Origin of the sequence: Salegentibacter agarivorans (assembly GCF_900113135.1) — a bacterium.
Lineage (GTDB): Bacteria > Bacteroidota > Bacteroidia > Flavobacteriales > Flavobacteriaceae > Salegentibacter > Salegentibacter agarivorans.
The window spans coordinates 126,854-139,548 of sequence record NZ_FOOH01000009.1 but is presented as its reverse complement, the minus strand read 5'-3'; the positions used below and the strand labels follow the sequence as shown (position 1 = coordinate 139,548).

At 38.0% G+C, this 12,695-nt stretch carries 9 protein-coding genes and 2 tRNA genes; all 11 read right to left on the bottom strand.

Features of this window, described 5'->3' with window-relative positions; translation table 11 throughout:
- Positions 1-26: 26 nt before the first annotated feature.
- Positions 27-245, bottom strand: a complete 219-nt coding sequence (locus BM084_RS08700; RefSeq protein WP_008615618.1) for an SHOCT domain-containing protein — start codon at positions 243-245, stop codon at positions 27-29.
- A gap of 30 nt (positions 246-275) precedes the next feature.
- Complete coding sequence (locus tag BM084_RS08695) at positions 276-635, bottom strand: SpoIIAA family protein (RefSeq protein WP_057482985.1); 360 nt, start codon at positions 633-635, stop codon at positions 276-278.
- A gap of 26 nt (positions 636-661) precedes the next feature.
- The gene (locus tag BM084_RS08690; RefSeq protein ID WP_057482984.1) at positions 662-1,084 is read right to left on the bottom strand and encodes a Fur family transcriptional regulator; all 423 of its coding nucleotides are present in this window, start codon (positions 1,082-1,084) and stop codon (positions 662-664) included.
- Between the two features lie 24 nt (positions 1,085-1,108).
- Positions 1,109-1,438, bottom strand: a complete 330-nt coding sequence (locus BM084_RS08685) for a P-II family nitrogen regulator (protein WP_057482983.1) — start codon at positions 1,436-1,438, stop codon at positions 1,109-1,111.
- 95 nt (positions 1,439-1,533) lie between these two features.
- Positions 1,534-2,784 carry an efflux RND transporter periplasmic adaptor subunit gene (locus BM084_RS08680; protein WP_173636774.1) on the bottom strand — a complete coding sequence of 417 codons (1,251 nt, stop codon included), beginning with the start codon at positions 2,782-2,784 and terminating at the stop codon, positions 1,534-1,536.
- 22 nt (positions 2,785-2,806) lie between these two features.
- The gene (locus BM084_RS08675; RefSeq protein ID WP_075325750.1) at positions 2,807-7,240 is read right to left on the bottom strand and encodes a CusA/CzcA family heavy metal efflux RND transporter; all 4,434 of its coding nucleotides are present in this window, start codon (positions 7,238-7,240) and stop codon (positions 2,807-2,809) included.
- 138 nt (positions 7,241-7,378) lie between these two features.
- Positions 7,379-7,705 (bottom strand): DUF6660 family protein, encoded by a 327-nt coding sequence (locus tag BM084_RS08670; protein ID WP_225573949.1) that lies wholly within the window; start codon positions 7,703-7,705, stop codon positions 7,379-7,381.
- Between the two features lie 609 nt (positions 7,706-8,314).
- Positions 8,315-8,399 (bottom strand) — tRNA-Leu (locus BM084_RS08665).
- 18 nt (positions 8,400-8,417) lie between these two features.
- Positions 8,418-8,490 (bottom strand) — tRNA-Gly (locus BM084_RS08660).
- A gap of 237 nt (positions 8,491-8,727) precedes the next feature.
- Positions 8,728-11,319 (bottom strand): DNA mismatch repair protein MutS, encoded by a 2,592-nt coding sequence (gene mutS, locus BM084_RS08655; protein WP_093304325.1) that lies wholly within the window; start codon positions 11,317-11,319, stop codon positions 8,728-8,730.
- Between the two features lie 123 nt (positions 11,320-11,442).
- On the bottom strand, positions 11,443-12,684 hold the full coding sequence (locus tag BM084_RS08650) for an ATP-binding cassette domain-containing protein (RefSeq protein WP_075324863.1): 1,242 nt from the start codon (positions 12,682-12,684) through the stop codon (positions 11,443-11,445).
- Positions 12,685-12,695 lie beyond the last annotated feature (11 nt).

Genomic DNA, 12,695 nt, shown 5'->3' with positions numbered 1-12,695 from the left:
TCGCTTTCGATGCCTGTGCCTTATAACTACTTCTTCTTATCCTGAAGGACTTTCTTCTTTTGTTCAAATTCCTCATCGCTTATCTCGCCCCGGGCGTATCGTTCTCTCAGGGCTTCCATAGCCTTATCCTTCCGTCTATTTTGTCCCGGGGTGGGATAAGGAATTAAGAATATCCAAAAGATGAGGATTATCCAAAGCCCCCACCATATCCAGTGCATTCCCCCAAAATTCCAGTTGTCCATCATAATCTTTCTGTTTAAATTTATTTAACTTTTTTAATGATTTCCTTTCTCCATCCATTCCTTGGCCAAATGTTTTTCTTCAAGGCTAAAGAATTTAATATGTGCCTTTGTAAAGGGTATCAAAACTTCGGTAAACTGTTCCTGCCATTTTGTAATTCCCACCAATGCAACCTTTTTAACGCGTTCTTCATTCGGAAGTTTCAGTTCAATGCCCTTCCAATACGCACTTGCAGTCCACCCCTCAAAATTTTCCATTTCAATATACCAGTATACTTTATGGTTTGCCTGTATATGGTTTTTTAATTGAGATATCAAATTGTCATAATCGGTAGCATCCAATCTATTTTGAGCTACCATATATACCTTGTTTTCTTTTTTATAAATTTTCATCATTGTTCCAATTTTTTAAATCAAAAAACTTAATCCAAGTCATTGCTACATTTCTCACAGACTCCCTTAGCCACCAGATTAATATCCTCTGCCACGTAACCTTCGGGCAGATTTATCTGAGGGATTTTATGTTCTGTAAGGCACACGGTTTCCCCGCAACTATTGCAATGAAAATGTAAGTGAAGGTCGTTACCCACCTCGCATTCACAATTGTCTTCACACAGGGCATATTTAATGATGCCGGTGCCATCCTCAATTTGATGCACAATTCCTTTTTCTTCAAATGTCTTCATAGTACGGAAAAGCGTACTCCTTTCCGAGCTTTCGAAATCTTTCCCAAGGTCGCCTAAACTAATGGCCACATTCAATTGTGCCAACCGTTTATAGGTCATCAGGCGCATTGCCGTAGGGCGGATGCCTTTGCTTTCTAACTTTTTTACTATTTTTTCCATTGGGCGTAAAAGGGTTTAGAAAATTTAACGCTTTAAGGATTCCCCGGTTTTTATCTTGAAAGCATCTTCAATGTCAGACAAATAAATGATGCCATCACCTGGATCCGGTGTTTTCCCGTTTTCCAGGATGATATTGATAGCCGATTGTGCTTCTTCATTTTGACATACCAGTTCTAACTTTACCACCGGGCTGTCGGTTACACGGAAATCTAAAGAAGGTGATGCGCCTTTTGCTTTAAATGCTCCGGTACCTTCCCCCTGAGACAGCGTCATACTTTTGAATCCGCTTTCGCTAAGGGATTCTATCACTATTTGAACCCGTTTTGGCTTTATAAATGCTTTTATTTCTTTCATTACTGTGGTTTTAATTTAGTATTAAGGATGAACCCTCTGGAATTTTAATCAAGACAAACATTTAACAGAGAGTCCATCCATCTATTTTTTTTAATTTAATGACCATGGGAAGTCTGGCTTTTCTGCATTTCAGAGACCAGATAATAGGCATTATTATAAGCAACCAAAGTACCTTCAGGCAGAGGCTCCAGCAGTTTAATTTCAACCCAACCATCTTCAGTTATTCCCGTTCTTACCTGCACCGGTTTCAATTCCCACTCGGTTTCACCATCTTCCTGGTGTTTTTGGGCCGTAAAGATGTAGGGATTTCCTTCTTCTTCAATTATTGCTTCTTCCGGTAAGGCAGGAACAGCTTCTTCACCCGTCCTGATTTTTCCGTTTATATACATCCCCGGAATTAGAAAATCTTCTTTATTATCGATTTCTGCATGCACATGTACCGCTTTGGGGTTTTGTTCAAATTGTTTCCCCACTGAATAAATTTCCCCGGTTAAATTACTGCCTGGAACCGATTCCAGTGTAAACGCAATCTTTTGGCCTTCTTTCACCTTATAAATATCTTTTTCAAAAACCATTAGATCGGCATGAACATGTTCATTATCAACTACCATAAACATGCTGGTTTGCGGCTCCACATACTGTCCTATCTGCACCAGTACTTTTTCTATATAACCTCCAATTGGGCTTACTACCGGAATATATTCATATAATTCACCGTCTCTAACCTGGGAAGCATTTAGGTTTAACTGGCGTAATTGTGATTCGTACCCCCGTACTTCACCTTGTACAGACTGGTAATCGGATTGGGTCTGTTGAAAAGTTTTTCCAGATCCTACCTCTGCTTCATATAAACGTTTCTGTCTTTCAAATTCCTTTTCCAAAAATTGCATCCTACTATATGCATTAATATAATCAGACTGCATTCTGGTTAAATTTGGGTGAGAAAGATAAGCCAACACCTGACCTTTATTTACCTTATCCCCCTCAATAACCTTTATAGAAGTTATATTACCGCCTAAAATTGCCGTAACGGTAGCTTCATATTGTGGCGGCACTTCTAACTGGCCATTGGCTTCCACAATACCGGACAAAGCTTTTTTAGGTAAGGTATCTACTTTGATGCCCAAACTATTGAATTTCATCTCTGAAAGATGTACTGAACGCATCCCGCCTTCTTCTTCACCGTGTTCTTCATCTCCTTCCTCACCGTGATTTTCACCTTCTTCGGTATTAGTAGTTGCAGTTTCACTGGAAGCGTCATCCCCTTCCTCAGGATTTTCTTTACATCCAAAGAATATGCTGAGCGTTAAGGCAAGCATTAAAATATTTATTGATCTTGTATTCATATCGATTTTCTTATTTTAATTTTTAATTTGAATTCTTAAGGTAATATTCCAGTTGGTAACGGCTGTCGAGATAATCGTTAAAAGCACTCCAGGCATTTACTTCGATTCTAATGGCATCTCTTATATTTTGAAGGAAGGTTACGTAATCTATAGCACCTTCCTTAAATGCTAATACCGACCCATCCTGTTGTTCCTGTGCTAAAGGAAGCGCTTCATCCCTATAATAATTCCATGAGTTTCTCCATTTGATGTAGTCTTCCCGCATATTTTTATAGGCGATTTCCAGTTCGAGTTTATCCTGGTAAAAGTTTTGCTCTGCAATCTTTCGATTCACTTGTGCTTCCTGGGTACGGCCTAATTCCGGCCCAAAAAACAGTGGAATTTGAATTCCTATTTGATATTGAAAGAAACCCGATTGCCCGGCTATTTCCTGCCTACCGTATTGACCCTGAAATTTGGGCAAAAATTCAGATTTTCGTTCTCTGGTAACCGCTTTTGCCACGTCAATTCTTTGTTCTGAAACCTGTAGTAAGGGATGATTTTCAAGAGACTCTACCAGAAAGTTTAAAGGTTCATCCAATGCTTCAGCAGGCAAATCTGGTACATCGTAAATTGTGTCACTAACAAACCATAGGTTTAAGCGCTGTATTGATTTCAGGTAATCTCGATAAGCTTGTTCTAACTGTATTTTCACCTCATTCCCCTGATTTGAGGTGGCAAGATATTCCAGTTTAGAGGTAGCTTCTGTCTCATACCTGATTCTAGCCGCCCTTTCAATATCTTCGAAAATAGAATCCATTTTCTTATATACCTGATACCTCTTTTTACTTGTATAAACAGATGTCCAGGCCCTGCTTACTTCACGTTCAATTTCAATAGTAGATAGCTCTAAGGCATTTTCAGCAAGTGCCACCCTTTCTTTCTGTAGTTTTAACCGGGGCACTATTCCGAAAATATCGATGCCTTGTTGTTGGACGCCAATTTGGGTATAGATCCCATCAGAGCCATTTCCTACTTCTTCTTTTCCTGTAAAGATTTGGGTGTTTCCAAAATCAAAGGCGGTTTTGCGCAATACTTCCTCACTTTCAATTTCGAGCTGGGCAGCTTGGAGCTGTGGAAAATTTTTGATTGCCATTTCTTTTGCATCCTCCAAACTAATTGTTTGTAAAGAATCCTGTTGTGAATATTCAGATGACATTGCATCAGATTGTGCATTTACAGAAAAGGTTCCGCCTAAAACTAAGCCAATTATCAAAATCGTAGCTAAAGATCGCGAATTGGAAGAACCTAGTTTATTCTGTTCTTTTTTCTCTCGTTTTCTTTCTACAAGGGTATATAGTACTGGTAATACAACCAGCGTAAGCAGTGTAGCTGTAAGCATCCCACCTATAACCACCGTAGCAAGTGGTTGTTGAACTTCTGCACCGGCTGATGTGGAAAATGCCATTGGTAAAAAACCGAAAATATCTGTTGTTGCTGTTAACATAATAGGTCGTATTCGTTCTTTGGTTCCTGTAAAAATTCTATCTTTTATACTGGTTACTCCTTCTTCTTTTAAAGAATTGAATCTATTTATTAGTACCAGCCCGTTTAAAACTGCAACCCCGAATAATACAATAAAACCTACCCCAGCAGAAATACTGAATGGCATTCCCCGCAACCAAAGGGCAAAAACACCTCCAATGGCAGCGAGGGGTATGGCTATATAGATCATGACAGATTGGGAAAACGATTTTAGGGCAAAATATAGAAGAACAAATATCAAGAAAAGGGCAATGGGTACAACAATTATCAAGCGGTCCTTAGCACTCTGAAGATTTTCGAATTCCCCCCCATAAGTTATATAATACCCGGGAGGTAATTCTAATTCTTCATCTAATCTTTGCTGAATATCATTAACGACTGACTCTACATCCCTTCCCCGGGCATTTACACCCACATAGGTTCTTCTGTAGGTATCATCTCTCGAAATTTGCATAGGGCCCGGAACATATTCGATATCTGCTATTTCTTTTATCGGTACCTGAGTTCCGTCGGGAAGATCGATATACATTCCACGCAAGTCATCAATATTCTTTCTATGTTCTTCATCAAATCTTACTACTAAATCGAATCGCTTTTCTCCTTCAAAAATGACTCCTGCGGTTCCTCCCGCAAAAGCAGTACTTATATAATCATTTGCTTTTTGGATATCCAGGCCATATTGAGCAATTTTATCACGGTTAAATTTCACGGTCATTTGTGGCAGCCCAGATGTTCGTTCAGGATTAACATCTCCTGCTCCAGGTACGGTCTGGATAATATTAGCCATTTCCTGTACCTTTTCCGACAACACCCCCAGGTCCTCTCCATATAGTTTAACCGCAATATCTTCTCTAACCCCCTCTAATAATTCGTTGAACCTTAATTCTACAGGTTGCGTAAACACAAGGTTTACCCCAGTAAGTTCTTTATTGAGTTTTTCCTTGATTTGCGCTATAAGTCCTTCTTTAGTTTCAGCGGTTGTCCAATTATCCTTATCTTTTTCAAGAATCAGGTACATATCTGCGATATCCATCGGCATTGGATCTGTTGGGATGTCCGCTACTCCAATTCTTGCTGTTGCTGTTTTAATTTCAGGAAAATTTTCTAGAAGGATATTTTCTATTTTTTTGGAAACTTCAATAGACTCTGTTAATGAACTTCCTGGTCTGATTAAAGCCTGCATTGCAATATCCCCTTCATCCAGTTGAGGCACAAATTCTCCTCCCATTCTGGAAAAAAGGAAACCGGCTAATACAAGTAGAACAGCAGCAGCACCTACAACAATGAGCTTCAGTTTTAATGCCCCTTTCAGTAAAGGCATATATACCCTTTGTATTCCACCAATTATCTTATCACTTATCCTTTCCAGCCAGCGTTCAAACCTTCCAAACCAGTTCTTTTTATTCTGAATGGGTTTCATAAATAGGGCAGACATCATAGGGACATAGGTAAGGCATAAGAAAATAGCACCTATCATGGCAAAACCGAAAGTGTACGCCATCGGCTTAAACATTTTACCTTCTACCCCCGTAAGAAAAAGTATAGGCGTGAATACAATAAGAATTATAATCTGTCCAAAAAATGCGGAACTCATCATCGTGCTCCCAGCATCATAGGCTACTTCATCCATTTTAGCCTGATTGAATTTCACCTTGCCAGATCTTATCCGTTTTTGTATTTCATACACGGTTCCCTCGATGATAATCACTGCACCGTCTATAATGATTCCAAAGTCAATAGCGCCCAAACTCATTAGATTGGCCCAGACATTGAATTGTTTCATTAAAATAAAAGCAAAAAGCAGTGATAAGGGAATAGTGGTAGCAGTAATAAGTCCACCTCTTAGACTACCTAATAACAATACCAGGGCAAAAATCACTATCAATGCACCTTCCAGTAAATTTGTTTTAACAGTATCGGTTGTTCGTGCTATTAATTCACTCCGATCAATAATTGGCTCTATGGTCAAACCTTCAGGAAGTGACTTTTCAACTTCTGCCATCCTATCTTTAACATCCTGAATTACGGCATTGGGATTGGCGCCTTTTAACATCATTATTATCCCGCCTACGGCTTCCTCTCCGTCTTGAGTGAAAGCTCCGTAGCGTACCTGATTTCCAAACTGAACATCTTCCGCAACATCTCCAATAGTTATCGGAATAGAATTTTCGGTAGTAATAGCAATTTTCCTTATATCCTCCAGTGAACGGATTAAACCTTCACCTCTAATAAAATTTGACATTTTATTTTTCTCAATATAAGCTCCACCGGTATTCACATTGTTTCGGGCCAGCGCCTCATAAACCTCAGAGATACTTATACCCATACTGTTTAATTTCTCAGGATTGATTGCTACCTCATATTGTTTTATGGAGCCTCCAAAAGAATTTACTTCCACCACACCTTCCAGCAAGGTAAGTTGTCGCTTGATTATCCAGTCCTGAATAGTTCGTAGTTCCATGGGAGAATATTCAGTTTCGTATCCCTCCTTTGGCTTTATGGTATACTCATAAATTTGACCCAATCCGGTTGAAATAGGTCCCATAGCAGGACTTCCAAATTTATCGGGAATGGTTTCTCCCAATTCATTAAGTTTTTCCTGTACTAGTTGACGAGGGAGATAAGTTCCCATATCATCTTTAAAAACAATAGTAACTACCGAAAGTCCAAACCGTGAAATAGAGCGAATCTCTGTAACTCCAGGTAAATTACCCATCGAAAGTTCTACGGGATAGGTTACAAATTGTTCAATATCTTCTGTGGCAAGATTTGGCGACTGGGTGATCACCTGAACCTGATTGTTAGTAATATCTGGCACCGATCCCAGGTTGACGGTCATCATGGACCAAATACCCGTCCCTATCAGCGCTAAGGTAAGTAGTCCAATAATAAATTTATTATTAATGGAAAATGCGATTATCTTATTAATCATATAAATAAAAATTTAATTCAGTTAAAATTCTTGATAATAATTTTGTGCCTAACAAAATCTATCAATAGGACCAAGGATCTAGTATGAGAACCAGGATTTGGTCAAAAAAGGATATAATTATCCTTTAAAAAAACTGAATTAAACTTTTGGAGGATCTAAAAAGGAAAGAATAGGTTCTTCCACTGAGCTGTCAAAATGGACAAAGGCTTTTGATGGAATTTCAATAATCAAAGCCTTGAAATTTGAAGAACCGAAATCTACTGTATGCACATGGCAGCAATGGCAACTACAAAAAGGAGGGCATAAATCTGCTACTTTATCATGTGAATAGTCGATATCTAAATTCTGCGTAGCAACCACTGTTACTTCTGAATCAGAAATCACTTGTGAAGTGTCACTATCATTACAGGCTAATAAGTTAAGCCCGAATATATATAGAGATAATATGACAGCGATAATTTTCACACTACAAAGATAAAAAAAAATCAATGCACAGATTGTGCAAAAAGAATAGGAACAGATTTCAAAAGGTTTATCACATAATTTGATAATAATTTCAATTAAAAAATTACCAAGATCTTATACTGAAGAATTAGAACATTGTTTTTTAATAAGCTATTTAATGAAATAGAGAATTATACAAATCCTTCAAATTACTAAGTTACACTTCGAATGAGATAGGAAATATCCCCAAATAATGTTAATTAACATTATTTTCTATTCAAATTTGGCTTTCCAAAAATGTTGTACCTATGTTGTACCCAGTCCATAAAAAAAGGCCTTACATTTCTGTAAAGCCTTGTCATTGCTAGTAGCGGGAACTGGACTCGAACCAGTGACCTTCGGGTTATGAGATCTCTTAGTTTTAATTTAAATTTTTTATTAGCAAAGTTTTTATTACTCTTATTTGACTTAGGTACAATTTGATGTTTTCAGGAATTTAGCAAAATACCCCAAACAACCTTAAAGAAAATTATAGTCTAAGGAAATTATGAAATGTCGGGAAGATGTCGGGAAACTATCACGAATAAAACAAAAAAGCCTTGAAAATCAACAGATTAACAAGGCTTTAAGTACTCGGGACGGGACTTGAACCCGTACGGACACATTGTCCATTGGATTTTAAGTCCAACGTGTCTACCAATTCCACCACCCGAGCGTGGTAATTTTATGTATGAGCGAAAAACGGGATTCGAACCCGCGACCTCCACCTTGGCAAGGTGGCGCTCTACCAACTGAGCTATTTTCGCGTGTTTAAAAGAACTTCCACGTTTAACGTGGCTGCAATAGCGTATTGCGGATGCAAATTTAATATAAATCTTATAATGTCAAAGGCTTTTTATAAAAAATAAGGAAAATTTGAAATAAAAAATTTCTTCAGTAATTCTTGTCGAAAGTTTACAAACTACAACTCATTGTTTACCAATACTTAATAATATATTCCCCTATTTTTTACTTAAAACCCATAAACGAAGACTGGAAACTACCTAAGCTTTGGCTTTAGCCTTTTCTTTACCAACCAGTGTCCTTTTAATCTCATTAAGCTTCATTAATGCCTCTACGGGAGTAAGCGTATCAATATCTATATGTAAGACCTCCTCTTTTAATTCCTGTAAAATAGGATCATCCAGATTGAAAAAACTTAGCTGCATCTCTTCCTCGGCCGATTTCTTTAAAAGCTCACTGGAATCTTCCATTTTATGGGATTTCTCCAGTTTCTTCAGAATTTTATTTGCGCGGTGTAAAACCTGCTGTGGCATTCCGGCCATTTTGGCTACGTGAATCCCAAAGCTATGCTCACTACCTCCCGGCACCAGTTTCCGAAGAAAAAGCACATTATCTTTCAATTCTTTTACCGAAACATTAAAATTTTTGATCCGCTCAAAAGTATCGCACATTTCATTAAGCTCGTGGTAATGCGTAGCGAAAAGTGTTTTCGGTTTCGCGGGATGTTCGTGCAAATATTCGCTTATAGCCCAGGCAATAGAAATACCATCATAGGTGCTGGTACCACGGCCAATTTCGTCTAGAAGCACCAAACTTCTGTCAGAAATATTATTAAGAATACTGGCGGTCTCATTCATTTCTACCATAAAAGTAGACTCACCCATAGAAATATTATCGCTGGCGCCAACCCGGGTAAAAATTTTATCTACCAAACCTATATTTGCCGCTTTTGCAGGTACAAAACTTCCCATTTGCGCCATTAAAACAATAAGCGCGGTTTGCCTTAAAATAGCCGACTTACCACTCATATTTGGCCCGGTGATCATAATTACCTGCTGATTTTCGCGATCTAAAGTAACATTATTGGTCACATAAGATTCGCCAATAGGCAATTGCTTTTCAATAACCGGGTGCCGGCCTTCCTCAATATTTAAATCGTGATGTTCTTCAATTTCAGGTTTGCAATAATTTTCAGCTTTAGCTTGCTCAGCAAAAGAGCACAAGCAATCTAACTGCGCAATAAGTTGGGCGTTTTGCTGCACAGGCTGAATATAATCGTTCATCCAAATTACCAGCTTGTTAAAAAGCTGCTGTTCCAGCTGCAAGATCTTTTCTTCAGCTCCTAAGATCTTTGCTTCATATTCTTTTAATTCTTCGGTAATATACCGCTCGGCATTTACCAGGGTTTGCTTTCTAATCCAGCTATCGGGAACTTTATCTTTATGCGTGTTGCGCACTTCAATATAATAACCGTAAACATTGTTACTACCAATTTTCAAAGAAGAAATCCCGGTATTTTGGGTTTCGCGTTTCAGCATATTATCGAGGTAATCTTTTCCTGAAAAAGCTATTTTTCTAAGCTCATCCAGTTCTTCCGAAAAACCTTCAGCAATACAATTCCCCTTTAAAATATTTACCGGTGCATCTTCGTGTAAACTTTCAGTAATTTTACTTCGCAAAACCTCGCAAGAGTGTAAATTATCGCCAATCACTTTAATGGCTTCATTCTTACTTTTCAGCGCGAGCTCTTTTATAGGAATTATGGCTTGTAAAGAATGATTAAGCTGAATTACCTCTCGTGGAGTTACCTTCCCTGTAGCAACTTTAGAAATAAGCCTTTCCAGGTCACTTATCTTTTTAATGTTTTGCTGAATTTCAGCTAAAACTGAAGGATTTTCGAGTAAAAAACCAACTACTTCGTGGCGCTTTTTTACTTTCTCGGCATTCTTTAAAGGCAATGCAAGCCATCTCTTTAAAAGCCTTCCACCCATCGGCGAAATAGTTTTATCAATCACATCCAATAAGGTCACCGCATTTGCGGCGTTAGAATGATATAACTCCAGGTTCCTAATCGTAAACCGGTCCATCCATACATATTCCTCTTCTGCAATTCTGTTTACTGAGGTTATATGCTGAAGTTTTCGATGCTGGGTTTCGGCTAAATAATGTAAAATAGCACCGGAAGCAATAATTCCTTCTTCCAAATGCTCGATTCCAAAACCTTTTAAAGATTTGGTCTGAAAATGTTCATTTAAAGTTTCGTAAGCAAAATCCTGTTTAAACACCCAGTCTTCCTGGTAGAACGTATGGAAATCTTCGCCGAAGATCTGCTTAAAATCCTTCTTATTTTTCTTCGGAATCAAGACTTCACTAGGGCTAAAATTCTGAAGTAATTTATCTATATATTCTGAATTTCCTTGCGCCGTTAAAAATTCACCGGTAGAAACATCTAAAAACGAAACTCCAAAGATTTTCTTTCCGAAGTGAATAGCGCATAAAAAATTATTCGATTTACTCTGAAGCACCTCATCGCTTAAAGCCACACCCGGAGTCACCAATTCGGTCACACCACGTTTTACAATGTTTTTGGTCATTTTAGGATCTTCTAATTGATCGCAAATGGCCACCCGTTCTCCGGCTTTTACTAATTTTGGCAAATAGGTGTTTAAAGAATGATGTGGAAATCCGGCAAGCTCGGTACGCTCGCTGCCATTGTTCCTATTGGTGCAAATAATATTTAAAATCCTAGCTGTTTTTACCGCGTCTTCACCAAAAGTCTCATAGAAATCACCCACACGAAACAAGAGCAAAGCATCTGGATACTTTGCTTTAATAGCATTGTACTGCTTCATTAACGGGGTAACTTTAGGGGATTTCTTGGCTGCCAAAATTTTAAATTTTATTTCCCGCTAAAGTACAGAATCCCATATTTTAAAGGAAAATTATCTCTGGAAGTTATTCAATTTTTTCCACAATTATTCTACAAGTATTTCCCCTTTAGATCCATTTTCTGATGGAATTAGATGGTAAATAGCCTTTGGTTCCAGACCTTTCTCTTTTCTATGCGAAACAAAAATCACCGCGGTAGGACTTTCCCTGACGATTAAATTAATGAGCGAAGTGATTTGCAGCGCACTTTTATCGTCTAGCGAGGTTGTGGGTTCGTCTAAAATAAGTAAAGGCGGATGCTTAATCATCGCCCTGCCAATAAGAACCATTCTTTTATGAAGTTCAGATAATTCTGTAAAAATCTTAGCTGATTTATCTTCCAAATTCAGGATTTTTAACCATTCTTTAGCCAACCTGATATCTGCATCTCCAGGTTTTTGGTACAAACCAACGCTATCTACCAAACCTGAAATTAGCATCTCCAAAACAGTATTTCTTCGGTGAAAAAGTTCGGTAAGCGCAGGCGAGAAATACCCGATTTTCTTTTTAATCTCCCATACACTTACACCACTGCCTTTTTTGTTTCCGAATAAGTATAAGTCTACGCCATAGGCTTTGGGATTATCGCCGTAAATCATAGAAAGCAAAGTAGTTTTCCCTGCACCATTGGGCCCAGTAAGTTGCCAAAAATCTCCTTTTTTAATTTCCCAGCTAATATTTTCTAAAACCGGTTTACCCCCATAAGAAACCGAGACATTTTTCATTTTCACCAATATATTTGGCACGTCCTGGAATTTTACTGGTGCTGGAGGAATATTTACTTCTGAAAAATTGCTTTCATTATTCCCCTGGAATTCTGAAACCTCAAAGCTTTCGACAACTTGTTCGTTTTCGACTTTCAATATTAAATCTACAAAAGGCAGTAAATCTTCTTTTCGATTAAAAATCTGAATGATAACAGTTGTTTTAGAAATATGCTGCAAGGTCAATTTTAAATCAGATACCGATGTTTTATCAAGACTATCAAAAGGATTGTCTAAAACCAGAAAATCAGGCTCCTGACTAAGTAAATATTGCAGCAAAGCTTTTCGTTTCTCCCCACTGGAAAAAGTTCGTAAGGAACGATTTTCATTAAAAATCAAGGCAGAGTTCCCGTGTTTATAATCTTCCTCAATAAATTTATTTAAAATCGATTCAGAAAAAAGCAGGCCTTTCTTTCCCTGCAATTCCTTTAATTCTTCTGGAGAATTTCCTTTCAAAAGTTGCGGTAGCCATTTTCCCAGTAGAGAAAAATCGGGTGTAAAAATTGCGTAATGATTTAAGCTCATTGTTTAAAGAT